The 23667-nt window shown below is 54.1% G+C and carries 25 protein-coding genes and 1 other annotated feature (1 of these 26 only partly in view); of the genes, 4 read left to right on the top strand and 21 right to left on the bottom strand.

The window, feature by feature from the left end:
• The first annotated feature begins 6 nt into the window (after nucleotides 1–6).
• Nucleotides 7–639: a GNAT family N-acetyltransferase gene (locus K1558_RS02190; protein ID WP_238649725.1), complete on the top strand. Its 633-nt coding sequence runs from the start codon at nucleotides 7–9 to the stop codon at nucleotides 637–639.
• An 8-nt stretch (nucleotides 640–647) separates the two neighbouring features.
• On the opposite strand, the gene K1558_RS02185 is transcribed toward K1558_RS02190, so the two are convergent.
• The 3 genes from K1558_RS02185 to K1558_RS02175 form a co-directional block, all read right to left on the bottom strand.
• Nucleotides 648–1343 (bottom strand): 5'-methylthioadenosine/adenosylhomocysteine nucleosidase, encoded by a 696-nt coding sequence (locus K1558_RS02185; protein WP_238649724.1) that lies wholly within the window; start codon nucleotides 1341–1343, stop codon nucleotides 648–650.
• 69 nt (nucleotides 1344–1412) lie between these two features.
• The gene (gene ccpA, locus K1558_RS02180; RefSeq protein ID WP_238649723.1) at nucleotides 1413–2423 is read right to left on the bottom strand and encodes a catabolite control protein A; all 1011 of its coding nucleotides are present in this window, start codon (nucleotides 2421–2423) and stop codon (nucleotides 1413–1415) included.
• 222 nt (nucleotides 2424–2645) lie between these two features.
• Nucleotides 2646–3101 carry a hypothetical protein gene (locus K1558_RS02175; RefSeq protein ID WP_238649722.1) on the bottom strand — a complete coding sequence of 152 codons (456 nt, stop codon included), beginning with the start codon at nucleotides 3099–3101 and terminating at the stop codon, nucleotides 2646–2648.
• Between the two features lie 212 nt (nucleotides 3102–3313).
• Between K1558_RS02175 and K1558_RS02170 the strand changes: the two genes are divergently transcribed.
• The gene (locus tag K1558_RS02170; RefSeq protein WP_238649721.1) at nucleotides 3314–3838 is read left to right on the top strand and encodes a type 1 glutamine amidotransferase domain-containing protein; all 525 of its coding nucleotides are present in this window, start codon (nucleotides 3314–3316) and stop codon (nucleotides 3836–3838) included.
• Between the two features lie 67 nt (nucleotides 3839–3905).
• Here K1558_RS02170 and K1558_RS02165 read toward each other — a convergent pair whose 3' ends face one another.
• The 8 genes from K1558_RS02165 to aroA form a co-directional block, all read right to left on the bottom strand.
• Entirely contained in the window at nucleotides 3906–5306 is a 1401-nt protein-coding gene (locus tag K1558_RS02165) for a DUF4179 domain-containing protein (RefSeq protein ID WP_238649720.1), read from the bottom strand.
• A gap of 1 nt (nucleotide 5307) precedes the next feature.
• Nucleotides 5308–5832 carry a sigma-70 family RNA polymerase sigma factor gene (locus K1558_RS02160; protein WP_238649719.1) on the bottom strand — a complete coding sequence of 175 codons (525 nt, stop codon included), beginning with the start codon at nucleotides 5830–5832 and terminating at the stop codon, nucleotides 5308–5310.
• A 157-nt stretch (nucleotides 5833–5989) separates the two neighbouring features.
• Nucleotides 5990–7753: a phosphoenolpyruvate--protein phosphotransferase gene (ptsP, locus tag K1558_RS02155; protein ID WP_238649718.1), complete on the bottom strand. Its 1764-nt coding sequence runs from the start codon at nucleotides 7751–7753 to the stop codon at nucleotides 5990–5992.
• Entirely contained in the window at nucleotides 7750–9636 is a 1887-nt protein-coding gene (locus K1558_RS02150; RefSeq protein WP_238649717.1) for a glucose PTS transporter subunit IIA, read from the bottom strand. Before K1558_RS02150 ends, ptsP begins: the two co-directional genes overlap by 4 nt.
• 432 nt (nucleotides 9637–10068) lie before the next feature.
• Nucleotides 10069–10740 carry an endonuclease domain-containing protein gene (locus K1558_RS02145; protein WP_238650004.1) on the bottom strand — a complete coding sequence of 224 codons (672 nt, stop codon included), beginning with the start codon at nucleotides 10738–10740 and terminating at the stop codon, nucleotides 10069–10071.
• Nucleotides 10741–10931: 191 nt separating this feature from the next.
• Nucleotides 10932–11366 carry a CoA-binding protein gene (locus tag K1558_RS02140; protein WP_238649716.1) on the bottom strand — a complete coding sequence of 145 codons (435 nt, stop codon included), beginning with the start codon at nucleotides 11364–11366 and terminating at the stop codon, nucleotides 10932–10934.
• Between the two features lie 146 nt (nucleotides 11367–11512).
• Nucleotides 11513–12079, bottom strand: coding sequence for a GNAT family N-acetyltransferase (locus tag K1558_RS02135; RefSeq protein WP_238649715.1), 567 nt, complete (start codon nucleotides 12077–12079; stop codon nucleotides 11513–11515).
• Entirely contained in the window at nucleotides 12076–13368 is a 1293-nt protein-coding gene (aroA, locus tag K1558_RS02130; RefSeq protein ID WP_238649714.1) for a 3-phosphoshikimate 1-carboxyvinyltransferase, read from the bottom strand. The genes K1558_RS02135 and aroA overlap by 4 nt, the downstream gene beginning before the upstream one ends.
• Nucleotides 13369–13505: 137 nt before the next feature.
• Here aroA and K1558_RS02125 point away from each other — a divergent pair, with 137 nt between their 5' ends.
• The gene (locus tag K1558_RS02125) at nucleotides 13506–13808 is read left to right on the top strand and encodes a rhodanese-like domain-containing protein (RefSeq protein WP_238649713.1); all 303 of its coding nucleotides are present in this window, start codon (nucleotides 13506–13508) and stop codon (nucleotides 13806–13808) included.
• 42 nt (nucleotides 13809–13850) lie between these two features.
• Here the strand turns inward: K1558_RS02125 and K1558_RS02120 are convergent, their stop codons facing one another.
• From K1558_RS02120 to K1558_RS02105, 4 genes are all read right to left on the bottom strand, one after another.
• Nucleotides 13851–14357 carry a shikimate kinase gene (locus K1558_RS02120; RefSeq protein ID WP_238649712.1) on the bottom strand — a complete coding sequence of 169 codons (507 nt, stop codon included), beginning with the start codon at nucleotides 14355–14357 and terminating at the stop codon, nucleotides 13851–13853.
• A 175-nt stretch (nucleotides 14358–14532) separates the two neighbouring features.
• Nucleotides 14533–15945, bottom strand: a complete 1413-nt coding sequence (gene gndA / locus K1558_RS02115) for an NADP-dependent phosphogluconate dehydrogenase (protein ID WP_238649711.1) — start codon at nucleotides 15943–15945, stop codon at nucleotides 14533–14535.
• A 266-nt stretch (nucleotides 15946–16211) separates the two neighbouring features.
• Nucleotides 16212–16808, bottom strand: a complete 597-nt coding sequence (locus tag K1558_RS02110; protein WP_238649710.1) for a hypothetical protein — start codon at nucleotides 16806–16808, stop codon at nucleotides 16212–16214.
• A 236-nt stretch (nucleotides 16809–17044) separates the two neighbouring features.
• Entirely contained in the window at nucleotides 17045–18334 is a 1290-nt protein-coding gene (locus K1558_RS02105) for an MFS transporter (RefSeq protein ID WP_238649709.1), read from the bottom strand.
• Between the two features lie 146 nt (nucleotides 18335–18480).
• On the opposite strand from K1558_RS02105, the gene K1558_RS02100 reads away from it, so the two are divergent.
• Nucleotides 18481–19956 (top strand): aminotransferase class I/II-fold pyridoxal phosphate-dependent enzyme, encoded by a 1476-nt coding sequence (locus K1558_RS02100; protein ID WP_238649708.1) that lies wholly within the window; start codon nucleotides 18481–18483, stop codon nucleotides 19954–19956.
• Between the two features lie 114 nt (nucleotides 19957–20070).
• Here the strand turns inward: K1558_RS02100 and K1558_RS02095 are convergent, their stop codons facing one another.
• The 6 genes from K1558_RS02095 to K1558_RS02070 all read right to left on the bottom strand — a co-directional run bounded on the left by K1558_RS02095 (nucleotide 20071) and on the right by K1558_RS02070 (nucleotide 23394).
• Nucleotides 20071–20394, bottom strand: a complete 324-nt coding sequence (locus tag K1558_RS02095; RefSeq protein ID WP_019911532.1) for a DUF1292 domain-containing protein — start codon at nucleotides 20392–20394, stop codon at nucleotides 20071–20073.
• A gap of 83 nt (nucleotides 20395–20477) precedes the next feature.
• On the bottom strand, nucleotides 20478–21032 hold the full coding sequence (locus K1558_RS02090) for a copper amine oxidase (RefSeq protein ID WP_238649707.1): 555 nt from the start codon (nucleotides 21030–21032) through the stop codon (nucleotides 20478–20480).
• A 168-nt stretch (nucleotides 21033–21200) separates the two neighbouring features.
• Nucleotides 21201–21437: a DUF3892 domain-containing protein gene (locus K1558_RS02085; protein WP_238649706.1), complete on the bottom strand. Its 237-nt coding sequence runs from the start codon at nucleotides 21435–21437 to the stop codon at nucleotides 21201–21203.
• A gap of 89 nt (nucleotides 21438–21526) precedes the next feature.
• Nucleotides 21527–21970 carry a GNAT family N-acetyltransferase gene (locus tag K1558_RS02080; RefSeq protein ID WP_238649705.1) on the bottom strand — a complete coding sequence of 148 codons (444 nt, stop codon included), beginning with the start codon at nucleotides 21968–21970 and terminating at the stop codon, nucleotides 21527–21529.
• A gap of 90 nt (nucleotides 21971–22060) precedes the next feature.
• Complete coding sequence (locus K1558_RS02075; protein ID WP_238649704.1) at nucleotides 22061–22282, bottom strand: hypothetical protein; 222 nt, start codon at nucleotides 22280–22282, stop codon at nucleotides 22061–22063.
• 74 nt (nucleotides 22283–22356) lie between these two features.
• Nucleotides 22357–23394 carry a site-2 protease family protein gene (locus K1558_RS02070; RefSeq protein ID WP_238650003.1) on the bottom strand — a complete coding sequence of 346 codons (1038 nt, stop codon included), beginning with the start codon at nucleotides 23392–23394 and terminating at the stop codon, nucleotides 22357–22359.
• Between the two features lie 170 nt (nucleotides 23395–23564).
• Nucleotides 23565–23667, top strand: a binding site (T-box leader); it runs 166 nt beyond the window's last position.

The following is a 23667-nucleotide window of genomic DNA, read 5'->3' as shown; positions in this document are numbered from 1 at the left end:
CCGATCATGGAGCACCGCAAAATCCCCGTCTCCCATAGCCTAGAATATGAAGGACAGCTTATCACTGTCCATGGCCCCTTGTCTGCCGAATATCTGCAGCGCCTGGACATGCACCCCGATCTGGATGCCTTCCGCAGGCCGCAGGAGCAGAAGGAAGCCTTGATCGAGATCTCCGGGCTGCCGGAAGGACGGGTGATCGCAGCGGTCGCCGCTGATGTCATCATCGGCTATGTCACCTTTCACTATCCCGATGAGCTGGAGCTATGGTCACAGGGCGGGATGGAGGATCTGATTGAGTTGGGGGCGATAGAGGTGGCTGACGGGTACCGGGGGAGCGGACTCGGGAAGCTGCTGGTGTCCACTGCTTTTGAAGAAGGACAGCTTGAGGATTGCATCGTGTTCACAACGGAGTATTACTGGCACTGGGACCTGAAAGGCAGCGGACTCACCGTATGGGAGTACCGCCAGATGATGGAGAAGCTGATGAAGACCGTGGACATGGTGTGGTATGCGACCGACGACCCGGAGATCTGCTCCCACCCGGCGAACTGCCTGATGGTGCGGATGGGCCGGGATGTACCGCTGTCCTCCCGCGAGACCTTTGACCGGGTGCGCTTCAGACAGCGGTTCATGTATTAAGCTTCAAGTCACATCGCCTTAATCATATGCTCTAAGATCGCATGGGAATGCTGAGATGCGGTTACTGTGAAGTCAGTGTAATTCACATGGGCCGAGCCGTCGGCCTTATCTGACATCGAACGGACAATGACAAAAGGGACGCTATTCATATAGCAGACCTGGGCAACCGCCGCCCCCTCCATCTCGGCACAGGCCCCATCCAGTTCCTCCCGCAAGGCAGCTACAGCCGTCCTGCTGGCGATGAACTGGTCACCCGACAGTACGATGCCGGTCACAGACTTCTGGTCCAGCTCCCTGCAGGCCTGCTCTGCCAGCTGCACCAATACAGGATCAGCCTCGAACACAGAGACCTCCTGATACGGAATCATGCCTCTGGCATACCCGAGGGCGCTTGCATCCATATCATGCTGGATGCAACGGGATGAAATGACGATATCCCCGATCGCAAGCTCCGGATGCAGCGCCCCGGCGACTCCCGTGAACAATACCTGCACCACTCCGAAGTGGTCCAGCAGAATCTGTGTGGTTACAGCTGCATTCACCTTACCCACGCCCGATTTACAGACAACCGCCTGTCTGCCGAACACTGTCCCCTCATAAAAGCTAATCCCCGCCTTAACCGTCGTCTGTTTATTCTCCATGCTCTGCAGCAGCAGCTTAATTTCTTCATCCATCGCCCCAATCAGGCCGAGTATTCCGCTCATCGCTATGATCTTCCCCTTCAATAAACATAAAAAGCTCCCTAAGGAGCTTCTTATGCTAATATTCACAAGCTATTTGTTGACATGATTGACGGACAGACGAAGAATCGTCTCGTGCGGCAGAATCACCCGCGGATTATCGACCGTCTCCTTCTTCATCAGCTTCGTCAGCAGTCTCATCGCTACCGCGCCGAGGTCATACATCGGCTGGGCAACTGTAGTGAGCAGCGGACGAACCATCGAAGCCATACGGATGTTGTCTACACTGATAATCGAGAAATCATCCGGTACTCTCAGGCCTTCATCCTGAATACTGTGAATGGCGCCAATCGCCATCTCATCGGTAGCAGCAAACACTGCAGTCGGCTTCTTCTTCAGCCCGAGGAAATACTTCATTGCTTCGACACCGGATTCGTAACGGTAGTTCCCAATGCGGACCAGATCCTCCTGGTACTCGATGCCTGCCGCCTCCAGCGCCTTCTTATACCCCTGGAACCGGGCATACCCGTTGGCAGGGTCTTGGAGCGTGCCGCTGATCATAGCGATCTCACGGTGGCCGTGACGGATCAGAGTATTCACAGCATCGAATGCCGCTGTCTCATGATCGATGTCCACGGATGGATACGTGCCCTTCTCATCGCGGGTTGCGCAGAGGACAATAGGCACTGCCGAGGTCTGGAAGGCTTGGATATGTTCTTCCGTAACGGTTCCGCCCATGAACAGCAGCCCGTCCACCTGCTTCTCCAGCAGAGTGTTAATGACCCGGATCTCCTTCTCCTTGCGCTTGTCCGCATTACACAGAATGATGTTGTAATGGTACATGTTGGCGATATCTTCAATCCCGCGGGCAATTTCCGCAAAAATCGAATTGGAGATATCAGGAATGACAACCCCGACGGTTGTCGTTTTCTTGCTGGCCAGCCCTCTCGCCACCGCGTTCGGACGATAGCCCAAACGTTCAATTGCCTCAAAAACCTTCTTCCGGGTCTGCGGCTTCACGTTGGGGTTATTATTCACAACCCGTGATACCGTAGCCATGGATACGCCTGCTTCTCGAGCTACATCGTAAATGGTTACCGTCAAATTACTCTCTCCATTGCGATAAATTTTATCGTTCGACTAATTAAAATTATGATACGACACTTTATACGTTTGTGCAATGATAACGCTTCATTTTCCTTTCAAAAAACCTTTCAAAATTTCTTTCAAAACTATCGTAACAAAAATCGCGTGAAAAATCCAACATTCACTGAAACTTTTTCATTGTTTTTGCAGAAAAATTATTCAGACCGTAAAAACCCCCGATTATTTGGCACTATTTGCCGAATGTGCCGTCAACTGGGACAGCCGGACCTCGGTATCCTCCATCCACTTCTGATCTGACACAGACGCCGCCGTGCGGTACACATCCAGCAGCAGATCCACCCGCCCTTGCAGCGCTTTGCGGACCAATTCCTCCAGCTCCGGCAATCCGCCGGCATACGTTCCTGCTGCTAATGTATCCTTCAGCACACTGGCCCACTCATTACGGTCCGCAAAGGACAGATGCAGCCGCCCGGGCGGCTGCTCCCCCAGCTCGCTGATCAGCAGGCCGAGGTCCCGCTTAATCACCGGCAGCGGCTCATAGCGGCCGCATTCTCCGCAACTGTATACAGGAACATGAGTAATTTTGATCTTGCTGCTATAAATCAGTGTATGCATATGTATAGTCATGACCCCGCCGCAATTGCACGACTTCTCCATTAAATTATCCTTGTACATCTCCCACACCTCAAAATATTCTTTTTGAAGACATAGTTCTGCCTTTTCTATGGACTATATTCGACTTCTGCCGAAGGAATCCCTGCTTGTTTGCATATCATGTTTTAATTGGCACATAACCTATTATTTTCCACACACTATGTGACTTCGGGTTTTTCTTTTGATAGAATGGCATAGATATCCGAAGCGAACACCGAAGGGAGCTGTAATGAATGAGACTGGCCGGTAAAAAAGTCATTGCGCTTGTAGACGATGAATTCGAGGATCTGGAGCTATGGTATCCCGTATACCGGGTACGTGAGGAAGGGGCCGAGGTTCATCTGGCAGGCCTGACGAAAGATAAGACCTATATTGGAAAATATGGTGTTCCCGCCACGGCGGAATATAGCTGGGACGAGCTGAGCGCCGCCGATTATGACGGCATCCTGGTTCCGGGCGGCTGGGCCCCTGACAAGATCAGACGTTACAGCGCCGTGCTGAAGCTGGTGCAGGATTTCCACGCGGCGAAGAAGCCGATCGGCCAGATCTGCCATGCCGGGTGGGTCTTAATCTCCGCCAAAATCCTTGAAGGCGTAACGGTCACCTCCACCCCGGGCATCCGCGATGATATGGAGAATGCCGGGGCCATCTGGAAGGATGAGCCGGTCGTGCGAGACGGCCATATTATCTCGGCCCGCCGTCCGCCGGACCTGCCGCCTTACGGCAAGGCCTTCTGCGATGCGCTGGCGGGAGAATAGGCAGTAAGCAAAATAAGCCCTGCCCCAGTTGTAAGACGGGGGTCAGGGCTTGTTTTTGATGAACTGATTAACGGATCTGAAGAGACAGTCTCTCTTTAATCAGGTTAGGATAGGATTCTATGGTGAAGGTCAGCGGCTGGGGGTAGTTGTTGCTGCCCAGGCCTACGAAAAACAGATTAGCTTTTTGCATCGATTCTGTTAATGGTGGGATGGCGTAACTCGAAGCAGTATCGTGCAGCTTACCTGCCCCATCGGCAAACTCCGTATCCAGCATGAATGAATTGGTTATGGAGTCGTCTATTCTTTTCGCTCCCGGTTCCGGGTAATGCGCCAGAACCAGGGTAGTTCCCTTAGCAAAAGTATGCGTGGATATTTTTAAATTTGGTCCCGGACCTTGAATGATCTTCTGCTTATCTGTGTCAATAACCAGGCGGGTTGCGTTCTTGTCCAGGGCCAGTACCCCGCCGATGCCGAATTGGACGGATTCCTTCGTGCTGCTGTCGTTCGCAAATACCAGACGGGTCTTGTCCTTCTCTTCGCTGATGCGCAGTAGTTTCAGATTCGTATAATTCCCGCCCTTGCCCACCAGGAAATACGGGTTATACAGCGAGAAAATTTGTTTGGAGTTCTGCGAGTTCACGGTATAGTCCAGATAAATACCGGAGGGAGCCACATAAACCTCTTTGATATTGATTTCTTGCCCCTCTACAGCCAGCGTTTTGTCCAGACGGATGGTTTCGCCTGCCTTAGCCATCTGACCGCGGTCCAGCGGAATAGCTACAGACAGCTTAGCCAGCAGGTTATCAGCGGTGGAAGTGGTATGGCCCTTAAAATCATGAAGCTCCATCGCAAGCGTAACTTGATCCGGCAGGGAGCTGTACTCCTTCTCCCACTCCATGACTTCATATCCATAGGTGGTCCGGCCTGGAGCAATTGCGCTCTCCGTTTCCCGCCAGGTACTCACTGGTCTCAGCCTGCTTTCCGTAAGGGTAAATATGTTCCAGTTCGTGTTTGCTTTTGTATTATTTTTGATCGAATATAGGATGATAATCCCCTTCTGATCGGCGGCTACTCCGTCAACACTCAGCGCATACCCGTTCTGCTCAGCCGTAACCCCGCTGATGCGCTTGATTAGGCCGGCTTCAATCGCTGAAGATACGGTAATGTTGCTGCCCGCCTGCTGACGGTAGGCATCGAACTCCCCGGCTGTGCGGGTCACCGCTGAACCCTGTACGGCCTCCCGCTTATTCAGCATTCCGCCCCCCCATGGCACGGAGAACACCAGGACTATCGCCAGTATGGCGGCTGTGGCTAGAGTATAACGATTCTTCAGCGACAAGGTGGCTCTGCGCGGACTTGTTACCCCTCTGCGCACCGCCGTGCTCAGCTTCAGCTCTGCTACCTCCTCCGCCTCCGCCGACAGATTGCGGTAATATTCCTTCAGCAGTTCTTCTTCGGTTCTGACCATGTTATAGCCCTCCTCTGATTTTCAATTTGTCCCTCAGCTGCTTGAGCCCCTTGTTCAGCCAGGTCTTGACTGTGCCTTCCGGCTTCCCCAGTACCTCTGCGATGTCCGTCAGCGTCATATCCCGGTAATACTTCAGCACCAGCACCTGCCGGTACTTCGGCTTCACCGCTTCCAGCGCCCGTTCCATATCCAGCTTGCGGTCACTGGTCATCTCCTGCAGCCCGCTGCCCTCCTGAACCGCAGCGGTGATACGCAGCCGCTTGCGCCGCTTTAATTCATCCTTGCAGCAGTTAATCAGAATTCTGGTGAGCCATGGCGCAAACCGCTGCTCGTCCTTCAGGCTTCCGCGCTTTATCCAGGCTCTGTATGTAGCCTCCTGAACCATCTCCAGCGCCTCGGTCTCACTCCGCAGATAGCTGTATGCAATGCTATAGAGGATCTTCTTCTGATCGAGCACCCGCCCGATAAAGAGCTGTTCCTTTTCATTTAATCCCCGCACACGTTCACCTTCCCAGGTACTTTCCATCTCTTTTTCTCCCCCTCCTTTTTTTGACCTCTGCCTATACTGACTGTCCGGCGGGGGAAACGGTTTTATTTTTTTGACAGCTACAGCAAAAAGCCCGGCATACCGGGTCAGTTTCCCCCGCGCCGGACTCTATATTCACACTATATCAGCTCACAAGCTATGACGTTCTTCCCTTGGCATTGCCGCCTGCTCCCAACGTAACGCTCCGTTTCACAAAAGCATTCAGCTGCTCCTCCGTCTCGCTGCTGGTGCGGCTCCGCAGGCAGACCTTCGCAATCTCTCTCGCTTCGGCAGCCAGCGTATTCAGCGTGCGGTGCTTCACCTTCAGCAGCGCCTGCGGCGACATGCTCAGCACGCTGATGCCCAGCTCCAGCCACAGCGGCAGAGAACGCTCGTCCGAAGCCATCTCGCCGCATACACTGACATCAATGCCTGCGCGCTGTGCAGCCTCTACAGTCATCCGGATCATACGCAGCACACCCGGATGATACGGATGATACATATGGGCAATCTGCTCATTCATCCGGTCTACAGCCAGGACATACTGCACAAGATCATTCGTGCCGATGCTGAAGAAGTCCACTTCCTCCGCCAGCAGATCGGCAATCATGACGGCAGCCGGAACCTCGATCATGATGCCGACTTGGATGTCCGGATCATAAGGTACGCCCCGGGCGTCCAGTTCGTTCTTCACTTCATTCAGCACCGCTTTGGCTGCCAGAAGCTCTTCAATCGAAGAGATCATCGGGAACATCAGCTTGACGCGGCCGTAATGGCTTGCCCGCAGAATCGCTGTGATCTGGGTCTTGAACATATCCTTGCGGTCCAGACTGATGCGGATGGCCCGGTAGCCGAGGAACGGATTCTGCTCCTCCGGCAGCTGGAAGTAATCCAGATGCTTGTCCCCGCCGATATCCAGCGTACGGATCACTACCGAATCCTTGCCGACCTGCTCCGCAACCAGCTTATATACCTCGAACTGCTCATCCTCTGTCGGGAAGGAGCTGCGGTCCATATACAGGAACTCTGTGCGGAACAGCCCTACGCCCTCCGCCCCATATTTGAGCGCGACATTCAGCTCCTTCACCGAGCTGATATTGCAGGCCAGACGAAGGGTGACGCCATCCTTCGTGACAGCTTCGACGGTAGCCAGCAGCTCGAGCTGCTCCCGCTTCTTAAGCTGCATCGCCCGCCGGGTATTGAATTCCTTCAACGTGACTTCATCCGGATGAATCATAATCGCGCCGGTATCCCCGTCCAGTACCAGCATATCCCCGGTCTGGATCGGAACCGGGAGCTTGTTCTCCAGCCCCGCGACCAGCGGAATGCCCAGCGCCCGGGCCATGATGGAGGAATGCGAGGTTTTGCCGCCCATCATCGTCACAATGCCCAGCACATAGGCCGGATTCAGATGAGCCAGCTGAGAGGGTGACAACTCTTTGGCCACAAGAATGTAGGGCTGGGTGTCGGACGGCAGAGTGACCTCCGGCGCACCCAGCAGATGCTTCAGCAGGCGGTTGCCGACATCCTTGATATCTACCGCCCGCTCCTTCATATATTCATCGTCGAGCAGATCGAACATCGCCACGAAGTGGTCGATTGCTTCCTTAACCGCCACCTCAGCCGCCTTGTACTGGCGTTCGATAATGCCGCGGATCTCGCTCATGAACACCGGATCATCCAGGATCGCCAGATGGGCATCGAAAATGCTGGATTCCTCCGGCCCGACGACATCTCTGAATTCTTTTTTGATAAACTCGATTTCATCCTTGGAGGTTCGGATACCTTCGTATAGACGTTCAAACTCCTTGGCCAAATCCACCGGGTTCACCTGCGTGTCCGGCAGACTCCATTCCCAGTTCGGCAGGACAAAGGCCTTCCCGATGGCAACACCTGCTGCAGCGCCTATGCCTTGTATCATGCTTCGATCCCTCCAACATTGCTTTCGTGTAGTACCACGGACATGACTGAAGACTGCCCCTTTTTCACATTTTTGAACGGAGCGTAGCTCCAGGATTTCACACGGTCCGGATTGGTAATCACCATCGGGGTCGCCAGCGAGGCGGCGTGCTCCTTCAGGTAGGCCAGGTCAAAGCGGACCAGCAGCTGGCCCGGCTCCACACTGTCCCCTTCCTGTACAAGCGCCTCAAACGGCCCTTTAAGCTGCGAAGTATCGATCCCGATATGCATCAGTACCTCCAGCCCTTCAGGCGTAGCAATGCCCACTGCGTGCATCGTAGGATACACGTGCATCACCTTGCCGAATACAGGCGAGACCAGCTCTCCCTTCTCCGGGACAAAAGCCACGCCATCCCCCACCAGCTTCGCGGCAAAAATATGGTCAGGCACCTCTTCAATCGGCATCATCCGCCCCTGAATCGGCGCACTGAACAGCACCTGGGGCAGATCGCGGAGCATCAGCTTGTCAATCTCTTCGCGGATCAGCTCCGAGTACGTGCCGAAGACGACCTGCACATTGCCCCCGCCCAGCTTGATGATGCCTGCAGACCCCAGCCCCTTCAGGGCTCCTGTATCAATGAAGCGGTCATTATGGACCGTCAGCCGCAGCCGGGTAATGCAGGCCTGAACCTGTACAATGTTCTCTTTCCCGCCCAGCGCCTCCAGAATCAGCGGAGCCTGATACGGGATGTTCCCCGCCCAATCCCCCAGCTCGGAGCCTTCTTCACGGCCCGGTGTAGGAATCTGGAAGCGGCGGATCGCCCAGCGGAACACATTATAGTAGACAATCCCGTAGCCGATCCCGATCGGAATCAGCAGCCAGGCCCGCTGGGCCAGATGCAGATTGAGGAAGAAGTCAATCGCACCCGCAGAATAGGAGAAGCCGTGATGAATCCCCAGCGAATACGTCAGCACCATCGCCAGGCCGGACATGACAACATGCAGCCCGAACAGATAAGGCGAAGCGAACAGGAAGGCGAATTCAATCTGCTCTGACACGCCGGTCAGGAAGCAGACCAGTGCCGCACGCACGAAGGTCTTTCTGATCTTGGGCTTCAGGTCCTCGCGCGCTTCCTGGATAATGGCGAAGGCAATGGCCGGCAGGGCAAACATCATCACCGGGAACAGCCCGGCCATGAAGATCCCCGCTGTCGGATCACCGGCAAAAAAACGCGGCAAATCCCCCTGCACGACCGCACTGCCGTCCGGCGTCGTGAAGGAGCCCAGCTGGAACCAGAACACATTATTCAGAATATGATGCAGGCCAAAGGCGGTCAGGACTCTATATAGAACCCCATAGATAAATACGCCGTACCCTCCGGTCATCTGCACCGCACTGAAGAGCTTGTTCAGCAGCTCCTGCAGCAGCGGCGACACACCGAGCATGACCCAGGCGAACAGCGCCGAGAATAACCCCATGAACAGCAGGACAAAACGCGATCCGCCAAAAAACTGGATCGCCTCCGGCAGCTTAATATTCTTAAAGCGGTTATGCGCTACACCGGCGACAATACCGAGGATAATCCCAATTAATGTTGCAGGCTGTACAGCCCCGTCTCCCATGTTGGACACAATCCGGTCATAAGTGAACATCCCCGCAAGCGCAGCCAGTCCGGCCGGTCCGGCCTGATTGGACAACCCCCACGCCACACCGACAGCAAACAAATAAGGCATGAAATAGAATATTCCTTGCCCCGCGTACGTCGTCACTTCGGATACCGAAGAAAGTCCCCATGCAGACCACGGCAGACTGCCCAGACTCAGCAGAATAGCTGCGGCCGGAAGCACCATGGTAGGTAGCATAATGGCTCTGCCCAGCTGCTGCAAAGATCCGAGCCAATTCAAGGCGACCCTCTCCTTTCTTTCTATATTGAATGGTAAGCGCTGCAGCAGTTTTTGTCAAAAGAATCCGGCGGAACCGGGGGGTGCAGTGTGCTGCGCCCTCAACACCTCAACACCTCAACACCTCAACACCAGCTTAAGTGTAGTCTGAGCATAGACATCTTACCAAATAGAGCGGTGATTGTATTTTGTACAACAGATTGGCCCAAATTCCGCTCAGATTCACGTTCTATTGTACTTCGTACATTAGAATTCTCAGAATTACATCATAACCAACCATTAATCAAATTTCTACTGTATAAAATGCAATAGAAGCTCGAAATAACAGGTTCAGACTAAATTCTAATGTACAAAATACATTCACACTGTGCGAATGCGACTATTAGAATCCTTTAATCAATGATGTTACGGCCCGTCTCCACCCCTCACCTCGCCTCACCAACTCTGATCCTGATGCATAGGCCTCAGCTCATAGGATCTTACCCCTCTTCCGCCAGCGACAGGCTGGAGCAGCCCTTTCTTACTCAATGCGTCTAACACCTTGCGTGCCGTTCTATAGTTAATCCCGAAGTAATCGGTTACATCCTTGGGCCGAAGTGGTCTGCCAAGCTGCCATGCTAATCGTAACACGTCTTTTTCTCCAGACAAAAGTTGTGCTCCAGCCCCCCTGCTCCGTGCCAAATAAGGTGCCAGCGCAAGCTGCAGCAGCATCCGGCACACCTCGGGGCGCTGCTGGATGTCGTCAAACGAGAAGTGCAGCATCTTCCAGCCCATCCCGGTCAGGAATGTATCGCGGTTCAGTGCGTAGTTGAATCTCTCCCGGTCCATGTCCTTGATATGGCTCTGATAGCCATCGCATTCGATGCCGAAGCGTGCCCCATTCTGCGGCAGGAAGGCGAAGTCCAGAAATTGCGATTTCCGGTTCCAGTCATACACCTCATATTCGGGATGCAAATCCTCCAGCGACTCGAACAACGGCCACCATACATTCAGCAGAAACAGCCGTTCCGCATACTGATGTCCGCGCAGCAGCCTTCCCCGCCGTTCACCTGTTCTCTCCTTAGCATGTGCCTCTACGAAGCTGCTGTGTGCCTGCTCAAAGTCCATCTTCACTTCTCCCTCCCGGAAAATACAAAAAAGAACGCCCCTCCCCGCTATTCAGCGGAATTAAGGACGTTCTTCGTCTGGTTTAAATTATAGCCGTAATAATCGTTGAAATCCAGCGTGGTAAAATGCTTCTGTACCACACTATCCTCCCGCCTGGATTCAGCGCCCGGTGCAGCTGCCCCGGCACAGCCTTATCCCCGGCTCCGGCCCTTCACCGTGATCGCTTCCTCCACCTTGATGCAGCGGTCCATGATCGCGATCATATTATTCGCAGCAGCAATATCTGCGGCCTCCTGGCTGATAATCCCCTGCTGCAGCCAGAGCACGCGTGCACCGATATCTGCGGCCTCCTGCGCCACTGCCGCGCAGTATTCACTGCGGCGGAACACATTCACAATATCCACCGGCTCCGGAATCTCCGCCAGCGTATGGTAGCATTTCTCGCCCAGGATCTCGCCGTCCACCGACGGATTGACCGGAATAATACGATAGCCCCGGCTCTGCATAGCACCTGCAACCATGTATGAGGTGCGGTCTGTTTTGTCGGACAGTCCTACAACAGCTATATTGCCTGCTCCAGCCAGAATATCACCGATCTCTTCCCTGCTCGGGTTCTCAAAGCTCATCTGCACTTCCCCTTCCGTCTGATTTCGCCCATGCCCTCCCCAGCTATAAGGCTGCTTCGGACATGGTGCCTATCATATTCAGCAACAACTACATCATACATCGCTGCATCAGAAGTTCCAAATTTCCATGACTTGCACAACTATTCTTATTCGTGCTCCGAATCCTCCGGGTCAATCACGCTGCACAGCCATATCATATGAACCGAATCCGGTCCCCAGTAATCCTGGACTGATATATAAGGCGTCCCGAACTTCCGCAGCCATCTGGCCTGAGCCCGCTTATATCCGCTGTCCAGACAGAACTCGTAAATCCCCCGCTTCCTAAGGAAGGCCTTGACTTCCTCAATTAAAGCAGAGCCCGCCCCCTGCCCCTGATATTCAGGCAATACATACAGGCTCCCCAGCTCCCCGACAGCATCGAGGCGGTTATCCGTGCAGACCCGGATGTCCTCTCCGCAGGGTGCATACGAGACGGTGCCGACAATCACTTCCCCGGCTCTGGCTACCCAGAAATACACGGCCGTATCCTGCGGATTCAGTGCGGCATAGGCCATTTGGATCTTGGATTCAATCTCCTGCCGGATGTCCGCCTGCAGGTGACCCAGCCCTTCGCGTTCGAAGGCATCAACGATCGCCGTCTTGAACACATCCGACACGGAAGGAATGTCCTCAGAGGCAAGGGGGGTAATGCGGAGTGAGTCGGAGAGGCTCACTCCACCCACTCCACATTCGCGCCAAGCAGGCGCAGATGATCGAAGTACTGCGGATAAGACTTGGCCACATGGTGGGCATCCTTGATCCGCAGCGGCTGGCGGGCTCTAAGGCCTACAACGGTCAGCGCCATGATGACGCGGTGGTCATAATGGGCGTTGATCGTTACTCCGCCCTCAACGCCTTCCGGGGTGCCGTGAACAATAATCTCGTCCCGGCGCTCCTCAACCTTCGCACCGGCCCGGGTCAGCTCGGCCAGGTAATCTGTAATGCGGTCACATTCCTTATAACGCAGATTCTCCACATTATAGAAGCGTGAGGTGCCTTCAGCGAATACAGCGGCCGCTACCATCGCCAGCACCGCATCGGTCGCCGCGTCGCCGTCGAATTCTACGGCCTTCAGGCGGCCGTTGCCCTGCACATGCACCGATCCGTTCTCATGGGTGAGCGGCACTTCCATCATCCGCAGCACATCAACAATCGCCCGCTCGCCCTGCTTGCTGCGCTCGGCCAGACGGTGAATGGTCACATCCGACTTCGTCACCGCTGCGGCAGCCAATACAGCCGCTGAGCCCGGATAGTCGCCCTGCACCGTATAGGTCTTGGCGGCATACTCCTGGCGGCCGGGCACCCGGAAGGACATATAATCGTCAGCGGCATGTACTACGATTCCGGCCTGCTCCAGCACCTCAAGCGTCTGGCCGATCACAACCTTGGATTTCAGATCATCCAGCACGATGATCTCGCTGTCTTCTTCAAGCAGCGGTGTCAGGAACAGAAGAGCACTGAGATACTGCGAGCTGACGGCACCGGAGACAGTAATACGCCCGCCTTGCGGCTTGCCGCCCCGGATCGTTATCGGCAGCCTTCCGTTGTTATGCTCTACCTCCACGCCAAGCTGGCCGAGTGCGAGAATCAGATCGTCATGAGGCCGCTTACCGAGTGAATCCGGGTACGTATTCACGAAGGTCACCTCAGGACTGAGCGCAGCTACCGCCATCAGGAAGCGTAGAACAGCTCCTGCATTCCCGACATTCAGCTCTTTGACATCACGGGGATGGCGCCCGAACCCTTGCACCACGATTTTCTCCTCATCCTCAGTCAGCACCGCACCGAGATCAGCAATACATCTGCGGATTGCATCGCTGTCTTCGCTGTGTGCAGGGTAGTAGATCGTGCTGACACCTTGAGACAAGGCGGCTACCAGCAGGTAGCGGGTGGTGTAGTTTTTGGAGGAGAGGGCTCCGAATTCCCCTTGCAGCTCCGGTGTTGGCTTAACAATAACGTCCATAATATAAGCGCTCCTTATCCTAAAAGTAGTTAATATATGTACGGTCCCGTTTGACAGGGTAATCCGCAGTTGTGTTATCATTATTGCATTCTACACAAGATCCTTACAAAAACCTGGACAGAAAAGAGGGTACGACCATGAATGAGATACCGCAAATGACACCACAGGAGCTGCGTAAGCGGCTCGCAGCAGGCGAAGAGCTTGTACTGATCGACGTCCGTGAAGAGGATGAGGTCGCCTCCGGCATGATCCCCGGCGCACAGCATATCCCGATGGGCCAGATTCCGCAGCAGACCGGGGCGCTTCCGGCCGATAAAGAGCTTGTCTTCATCTGCCGCTCCGGCAGCCGCAGCCAGCGTGTCTGTGAATACCTGCAGCAATTCGGCATCCGGGGCACGAACCTCAGCGGCGGCATGATCGAATGGAATGAGACAGAATAAGACATTCACCTGCCAGGACTTCACGCCAACACACTTAAAAGCTCAATCGCGGTAACGCATTAAAATATATTGCGAGACCTCTGCCACACTCAGGCCAGTTGTATCGACCGTGCAGTGCGCGAAGCGGTATGCCTCCCGGCGCTGCTCCATTATGGAGCGTACCCTTTCTGCCGCATTGCCGGCGAGCAGCGGCCGGTTCTCATCCCCGCTGACCCGTTCAATAATCGCTTCCTCATTGGCCGTAAGGGCCACCACATATCCATGCTCCAGCATCATCCCGGCATTCCCCGGCGCAAGCACGGCACCTCCGCCTGTTGAGATTACTCTGCGCTTACCCTGCAGCACTTCCTTCAGAGCGGCGGATTCCAGCTCCCGGAACATCTGCTCCCCGCCATCAGCGAAGATATCCGCGATACTGCGCCCTTCCCGGCCAATAATCCATGCATCCAGATCTACCAGCTCATAGCCAAGCTCCTCCGCCAGAATAGCGCCTACCGTAGATTTCCCGGTAGCCATCATCCCGACAAGAATGATATTTCGTTCGTCCATACCTACCTCCAAGCCGCGACATTTGTCATATCATAACACAGGGTGAAAAGTTTGCACAGAGGGGCCCCGGCGCCTCCATCTAACCCTGCAGCATATTAAAAAAAGCCCGGCGCACTCTCCGCTGAAAGCGGAAAGCAGCACGGGCCTCTATGTGCACCAGCAGATTGGCTATCCGTTACTCTGCCAGCCAGTTGTGGTGGAACACGCCTTCCTTGTCAACACGCTTGAAGGTGTGAGCGCCGAAGTAATCGCGCTGCGCCTGCAGCAGGTTCGCCGGCAGACGTTCTGTGCGGTAGCTGTCATAGTATGCCAGGGCGCTTGCGAACCCTGGAACCGGAATTCCCAGCGTTACCGCCGAAGCAATGACCTTACGCCATGCCGACTGGTAGTTATCCATGACATTCTTGAAGAACGGATCAAGCAGCAGGTTCTTCAAGTCCGGATTATTGGCATAGGCATCCGTAATGTTCTGCAGGAAGCGGGAGCGGATGATGCAGCCGCCGCGCCAGATTTTGGCCAGCTCGCCGTATTTCAGGTTCCAGCCGTATTCATCAGAAGCCACACGCAGCTGCGCGAAGCCCTGTGCGTAGGATACGATCTTGCTTGCAAACAGCGCCTTGCGCACGTTCTCAATGAATTCAGCCTTATCCCCGTCAAAGGCTACCGCCTCAGGACCGCTCAGCACTTTGCTGGCTTCAACGCGTTCTTCCTTCATGGCAGAGAGGAAGCGGGAGAAGACGGATTCGGTAATCATCGACAGGGGCACGCCAAGATCCAGTGAGCTCTGGCTTGTCCACTTGCCGGTACCCTTCTGTCCGGCCGCATCCAGGATCACATCCACCATCGGCTTGCCGGTCTCTTCATCATACTGTGCGAAGATATCCTTGGTGATCTCGATCAGATAGCTGTCCAGCTCGCCGTTGTTCCATTCCGCGAAGGTGCTGTGCAGCTCCTTGGCATCCAGACCCAGCACATCCTTCAGGAGATGGTAAGCTTCACCGATCAGCTGCATGTCGCCGTACTCGATGCCGTTGTGCACCATTTTGACATAATGTCCTGCACCGTCCGGTCCGATATATGTACAGCAAGGCTCTCCGCCCACCTGGGCTGATATGGCCGTAAGAATAGGTTCAACCAGCTTATAGGCGCTCTCCTGGCCGCCAGGCATAATGGAAGGGCCCTTCAGTGCGCCTTCTTCGCCGCCGGATACGCCGGTGCCTACGAAGCGGAAGCCTTTGTCCTCGAGATATTTGCTGCGGCGAACGGTATCAGGGAAATAAGCGTTGCCGCCATCGATAATGATATCGCCCTGATCCAGGTATGGCAGCAGCTGCTCGATCGTTGCATCGGTAGCTTTACCGGCCTGAACCATAATCAGAATCTTGCGCGGAACTTCCAGCGATTGTACGAATTCTTCAACAGAGAACGTACCTACCAGGTTCTTGCCTGCTGCTTCGGCCACCAGATCATGTGTCTTCTCCGGTGAACGGTTAAACACGGATACGCTGAAGCCCTTGCTCTCGATGTTAAGAGCCAAATTCTTGCCCATTACCGCCAAGCCAATAACGCCGATTTGTTGTTTTGACATCTGGTTCTCCACCCTTTACACCCTGTATTTTTGTGAAATCCATTCTCGCAGTATAAGAATACCACCCTTTGTCAGAGACAGCAAAGTTCTGCCTGCGAAAGAGAGATTAATTTCATTGACAAACCCGCAAGCATCAAGGAAATTCTCACAATGATTATTTTAACGGTTTTGTGTGCAGAAGTGAACCCCTGTCCGCAAGTTGAATGGTCAAAAGAAAGAGCACCCCGCTTAGGATGCCCTTCATACTAATATCCGGCTTGCATATATCACCATTCCAGCGCTGCCAGTTCCCGGGCCAGCTGCTGCAGCCTGGCCGTACAGGCGGCTGCCGCTTCTGCATCCCTGCTCCGCATGGCCTCATTCAGCCGGTCCAGCTGCTCATCCACCGCAAGCCTGCGGTCAAGGATGCGCTCCTCGCCATAGTTGGAGTAGAACAGCTTCGTCAGCTCCTGGTCCGACAGCACCGGCCCCTTCTGATACAATACCCGCTGCTGGTAGCCGGAAATTTCCACCAGCCGGATGACCTCACCGAACAGGATATTCTCTATAATGATCTGTCGGTCGCGGAAGCGTTTGACCACGGCGTGCCCTCTCGTATCACCAATCAGCTTCTCCATCCATTCTGCAAGCCGTGCATCCCGGATCATATAATCCCCGACAAGCTTGTAACCTTCCTTAATCCGCTGGAAGCGAAGCTTCACCAGCTTGCGGCCGGTGCGCACCGAGATCAGAAATACAGTCTCATTCTCACTCCAGTACAGGGAATAGCCTTCCTTGATCAGATCCTTGATTAAATCCTGGATATGTTGTCTGTCAAACCGGAGCTCCAGATTGCAGTACTCCACCTCGTCGTTTTTGTTCACGGCACTCCCCCCTAACTGCTTGGTTTAAGCATAGTCAGCTTCAAGGCTTAACTTAAGAGCAGAACAGACTGCCGGACCTCGCTTAGAGCTTGTGACTGTTGTGTTCGGCTTACACTTATTTTATACTTCAGTTTATGTAAGGGTAACTTGGTTTATTGACTATTTTTAACCGTTTCCTGCCTTTTCCAAACATGGCACAGCAGGCCCCCGGTGTGATCCGGGGGCCTGCTGCGTGCTTAATGGGCATTACCGTGCTTCAGCTTCGTCCGGCGGACAATCAGCAGGTGCAGGCCGAAGAGCAGAACCATGACACCGGCGCTGGCCAGGAACGGCGCACTGTGGCTGACGCTATCCCACAGCCTGCCGGACAGTACCGGCCCGGCCACCATGCCGGAGCCCTGCAGCGTCAGGAAGAGCCCCCAGACGGTCCCGCGCTCCCCTTCAGGGACCTGCTTGGCCACGAAGGCATTCCAGGCCGGGAGAATCAGCGCATAGCTGATGCCGACCAGAGCGACAGCCGCGAAGGCCAGCGGCAGCCAGCGGACCTGTGAGAAGAAGGTCAGCGAGCAGGCGGCCATGAGAAAACCGATATTCAGGAATACCGTGGTGCCGATCTTGTCAACCAGCTTGCCCGCCGGAATAAGCGCCAGCACCGTAATCCCCCCGCCGGCAATCAGCAGCAGGCTGAACTGGTTAGGGGTCACATGCAGCTCAGAGCGGGCGAAGAGCGTAACCACCGGGGTCATGAGCCCGATGGCGAAGGCCTGGAGGAACAGCGCCGGGAACAGCAGACGGCTCACCTTCAGGGAAGAGGTTACCTGGGTCCAGGTCGCCTTCAGACTGTGCAGCGGCTGGAACGGCTTCCGCGGAACGGCTGTGCCGTCAGCCTTCAGTTCACGGACCACACGCGGGGCATGGCCGCCGATGCGCGAGGGCAGAAACAAGGCCACGGCTACAACGGCTGCGGCGAAGCCCATCAGCACCAGGAAAACGGTGCGGTACCCCTGTCCGCCATGATCCATCATAAAGTTGACGATGATAGGGCCGACTCCGGTTCCGGCCAGCGATGCCATCTCCACCGCTCCCATTGCCGCGCCGCTGCTGCCGCTGCTGGTGGAGCCGGCCAGCTCCGTAATGCCTGTCATGGTGCAGGGCCAGAGCGGAGAGGTGCCGATCCCCAGGATCAGGCAGGCAAGCGACAGTGTGGCCGCATCTTTGGCATAGATAATCAGGCCTACCGCCACGACCAGCAGCAGCAGCGCACCGGTCATCGTCCAGCGGAACCCGATCCGCTCCATCACCCAGCCGAAGGGGCTGCGGAAGAGATTGTCACCGAGATATTGCAGCGCAAAGGCGAAGCCCACCACGGTTACCGAGATCCCGAGAACATTCTCCATGTAGACCGGCAGCAGGGCTACGAGCAGCGAGCCTTTGACGAACTCCACCAGAAAAATAATGACCCACATTTCCAAAATGAACGGTGTAGCTAAATTAATATGCATACGTTGCGCCGCTTTGCCAGTCATTTCATCACATCCTAGTATTATGGTGATTGATTTGTTATACTGATGCTTGCTCAAGTAGAAATGGTTAACCTGCCCTCCGGGGGAAGGTATCCGTTTCAACGGGAAGCATCCAATCCACTCTTCGCGAAAGGTTGTGACAGCATTAAATGAATCAGAAAGCTACTCCCCTCTTCACCGCTCTCAAAAAGCACGCCGCCGGAAATCCAGTTCAATTTCATATTCCGGGGCATAAGAAGGGGCTAGGAACCGATGCCGAATTCCGTGAGTTTATCGGCGATAACGCTCTATCCATAGATTTGATCAATATTGCACCGCTTGATGATCTTCATCAGCCCAACGGGGTGATCCTTGAAGCTCAGAAGCTGGCTGCAGAGGCCTTCGGCGCCGATTACACGTATTTCAGTGTACAAGGCACGAGCAATGCCATCATGACGATGATCCTCTCTGTATGCTCAGAAGGAGACAAAATTATTGTGCCGCGCAACATTCACAAATCCGTGATGTCGGCCATTATTTTCTCCGGAGCCAAGCCTATTTTTGTCTCTCCTGTACAGGATGAGAATCTTGGGATAGACCACGGCATTACTACCAGCTCGCTGGAAAAGGCGCTAAGGCGCCATCCGGATGCCAAGGGTGTCCTTGTCATCAACCCCACGTACTTCGGTGTATGCGCCGACCTGCGTGCGATTGTCGATCTGGCCCACAGCTACGGGGTTCCCGTGCTTGTGGACGAGGCACATGGAGTACTGATTCATTTTCATGAGGACTTACCGGTGTCGGCCATGCAGGCCGGTGCAGATCTGGCGGCAACCAGCGTCCATAAGCTGGGCGGCTCGATGACGCAGAGCTCGGTATTGAACCTCAATGCTAAGACCGGTCTGGTCAACCCTCAACGGGTACAGACGATGCTTAGTATGCTCACCACAACGTCAACTTCATATATTCTGCTTGCTTCACTGGATACCTCCAGACGCAATCTGGCTCTGCACGGCCACGAGATGGCGGCGAGAACTATCGCGTTGTCCAACTATGCCCGCAGCGAGATTAACGAAATCGACGGCCTGTACAGTTTCGGCAAAGAGATTCTCGGCACGGAGGCTACCTACAATCTGGACCCGACCAAGCTGAGCATCCATGTCCGCCATCTGGGAGTCACCGGGTACGAGACCGAGAACTGGCTCCGCCAGAAGTATAACATCGAAGTCGAGATGAGCGACATGTATAATATTCTTTGCCTGATTACCCCTGGTGATACCAAGGAATCGGTAGATAAGCTGATCGCGGCGCTGCGGGTGCTCTCGGCGATTCATTACAGCAAGGGCGAAATCTATGAGCTGAAGGTGCAGGTGCCGAATATTCCGCAGCTGGCGCTGATTCCCAGAGACGCCTTCTACGCCGATACCCAGCTCGTTCCCTTCCGGGAATCTGCCGGCTACATTATTGCGGAGTTCATCTATGTCTATCCGCCGGGAATTCCGATTCTTCTCCCTGGAGAAGTAATTACCCAGGATAACATCGACTATATCATTGACCATGTAGAAATCGGGTTACCGGTTAAAGGGCCCGAGGACCGCAGCATCACCAATATCAAAGTGATTGTTGAAGCCGAACCGATCTCTTAAGCAGGATCACTCCGGCAAACGCAATACAAAACCCCGATACAGTTACCGTATCGGGGTTTTGCCATTGGGTGGCGGCTTGTCCGGCACACACCCAAATGAAGGAGTGACTGGGATCTATTCTTGCTGGGCAAGCAGCTCGTTATAAGCTTCTTCGACAGCTTTCCATTCAGCTTCATCTTCAATGTTGTACAGAACCATCTCTTCGTCCTCTTCTTCCATACGAAGAATGATTCCGTCGGCTTCAGGGTTCTCGCGTTCGAGCAGCAGGGCGTACAATTTCTCACCTACATCAAACGTTTCCACCAGTACCATTTCTACATCTTCGCCCTGCTCGTTCGTCAAGGTCAGCACAAACTCCTCGTGCTCATGGTCGTGATCATGTCCGCAACCGCATGCTTCACCATGTTCATGGCCATGCTCATGTTTGTGATCGCTCATTGAAATACCTCGCTTTAATTGAATTATCCTACATTTGGTATCGTAACACGTAAGATAAGTCAGGTCAATTTGCTTACGGAGGCTTAATTCTTCCCTGAGGCCGTTACGACCTTCTCTGACACAAGAATGTAATCTCCGTTCTTCGAGGCCTTCACGAAGAAGCCTACACTGTACTTGCCGGGTTCCTTGAAATCATAGGTGAATTCCGGGGTGGAGAACCAGAAATCCTCATTCTTGGAGCCCCCTGAATCCTCCAGAATATCCTTTACATTCCCTGACGGGTCTGTAATAGCCACCTTCACAGCCGAGATGCTCTCCTTCAGGCTGTCCACCTGGGTCAGAATTTTCATCTTCAGCTTGCCTGTGTTCACATTGCCGAATACAGTATCACCCTTGAACAGTACAATATGAACATTGGGCTTCAGAATAGTCACCCGGCCGGAGCCGTCCCAGCTGACAATGCCGCCCGCTTCCCGTGCAGGAATATAAGCCTTGCCGTCGATCAGGTAGCCTCCATCGGCCAGCTCCCTTCCATTGCTGGACACTTTGATCCTCTGATTCACCGCGTCAGCGAATAAATATGAACCGCCCATCATGGAAAATACAATTACGCACAGTGCAATTTTTCTCCATCTCATTGTAAAGCCCCTCCAAGTATTTCATGCTGTTAATGTATACTGCGAACCGGGCGACAAGTTGCGCAGAATTCAGGGATTTATTTCTTTTTGCAGAAGGGAACTCAAAAAGCCGGACAAAAGCGTCCATAAGACGCCTGTCCGGCCGTTTCTTCCTGATCTATGCTCCGGTTAAAAAGACGGAAGCTGATCCAGATTGTTCGTAGGATCACCGTCAGCATCACCGCGGATATACATTTCACCGTCTTTGCCCTTAAATACGTTAACCCCTTCAATACTTCCGGATTGAACCTCCTGAAGCGCCTGCTGATAATCCAGCACACGGCCGGATGAGGTCTGGAACTCGGTCAGGTCCCCGTCACCGTTGCGTTTAGCGGCAGTAAAGCGTTCCCGTTGATGATTCATCACGCAGAATCTCTCCTTCACACTTGGATTAGCCTCCATCAGGCTCATATCTAGCTTGTCCATATGTTTGAAAGAGTATGTACTCCGCCGGGTTACAAGGCTTTCTGCATTCTGACATGAAGAATTCCCGCATCATAGAAGGGCTCTTGGGATATTACTTCATACCCCAGCTTGCGGTAAAAGGGCTCCGCTTGACACTGCGCATCAAGAATCGAGGCTTCCAGCCCCAGTTCACTGGCCCGCTCCTCCATCGCCAGCAGCAGAATCCGGCCGTAGCCCTTAGCACGGTATTCCTGGCGGACAGCGATCCGCTGCATTTTGGCGGTACCTGCCTTATAGTAGATCATTCTCCCGGTCGCCACCGGCTGACCATTATCCATCAGCAGGAAATGATGTACATTATCGCTGATTACATCATATTCATCAATCTCTTCTTCCACCGGCACCTGCTGCTCCTCCACAAACACCTGCGTGCGGATATTAAGCGCCTGTTGAAGCTGCTCTTCTGTAGTGATATGAACGATTTCTGCTGCCATCCTTCCGGCTCCTCTCTATATGTCCAATCAATATTGAGGATTATACAGAATTATTAATAATCTGTATATAGCCCGGAGCCTCTGCACCATTCAGGGCGTGTCATAGACCTCTTCAGGAATCGAACCGTCATACACATCCCGCAGCACCGGCGACTTCAGGCGGTTACCCGAATTCAGACCTCCGTCCAGGCCACCGTCCAGCCCCGGCATGAGCCCTACTTCCGTATATACCGGAAGCGTCTTGCCGTTTCCGCAGCCGGCTGATCCCATCAGGAGGCAGGCTCCTATGGACAGGAGAGCTAATTTTGTCATACGCATTGCAATGCCTCCTTCCTCATCTCGCTGTTATTCAGCTTTGACGAATCGGGAGGCCCCTAAACGAATAATTATAAATTTACATTTCCCACCACATGGACCAGGTACATCATGCCTCCGAGGAATCCGGCAAGCACAAAATAAGCAATCCCGTATCTCCAGCGGGAGGCAGCAGGCACATCATAGTATTTCTCGTTGTCATACACCGTGAAGCTGATCTCGCACTGCATCTTCAGATGCAGCTTCGTATCCACATAGATCTGCTCCAGCTGCGCAATCCGGACCTTGCGGATCAGGGACTGCACCGGCATCGTTGTTGTGCCGTAATAGTCCAGGTTCTCCCAGTGCACGCCCACATACTGCTGGCGCTCCAGATCACTGTAAGTGGTGAAGGGCAGATCCCGCTTGTGCTCAGGACCGGGAATCAGATAGCCTTGCTCCTGCAGATTCTCGATCGGAATCAGGAAGCTTTTTAACACCGCATGAGCTTGGTTCTGCTTGCGCTGACTGATGTATTTCTTATACAGATCATAAGCGAACAGCAGCCAGATAATGAAGAACAGCACCGACTTCAGATACACAATAACCACTAGGCCCCCTACCAGTCCGACCAGCCACAGCCAGCGTGTCACCGCCGTGGCAATTCTTCCCCCGTCCAGCGGATGGATCGGCAGCAGATTAATCAGGTTCAGGAAGAAGCCGACGTAAGCAAGAGAATATAAGAGCGGGCTGTGATAATAATAGGCTGCTCCAAATACGACGGCTGCGCCGATGCTCCCCAGCACCGGACCGCCAAAGGCTACATAAGCTTCCTCCCTGGCATCCAGCGGCTGCTTCTTCATCGTAATCAGGGCGCCCATGAATGGAATAAACAGCGGTGCGCTCACCGGCAGTCCGATCCGCTTGGCTGCCAGCACATGCCCAATTTCATGCACGAATAATAAGGCCACGAAGCCTGCGGCGAATTCCCAGGGCGAGATCAGGGCGTAGGCCCAGATGGACACCATCATGGAGATCAGCGGGCCAGCGATTTTCCCCAGCTTGAGCAGAGACAGCACCGCTTTCCCCTTGAGCAGCAGCAGCACGATCCCGCTGCCCAGCCACCCCATGGCTCCTGAGCTTTTCTTGTGTTCCTGCTTGTTGTCCGGCAATAGTCTCAATCTCCTTCACAATCACTTCCTCTCTACTGTCGCACACGGATAGGGGGTTTGGCAAATGCAGGGAGGGGGTTGACATCGGAACACGGCTGCGTATATGCTATCCAGTAATTAGGATAACTACAAAGGCTATGAAGAGAAAGAGTACCTTGGCAATTCTTTCACAGAGAGCTCCGGTTGCTGAAAAGGAGTAAAGAAAACCCTAGGGAATATGGTCTCAGAGCT

This window comes from Paenibacillus piscarius (genome assembly GCF_022234545.1).
GTDB lineage: Bacteria > Bacillota > Bacilli > Paenibacillales > Paenibacillaceae > Paenibacillus_AQ > Paenibacillus_AQ piscarius.
The sequence above is the reverse complement of the archived record's forward strand: the minus strand, read 5'-3'. Positions and strand labels throughout refer to the sequence as shown.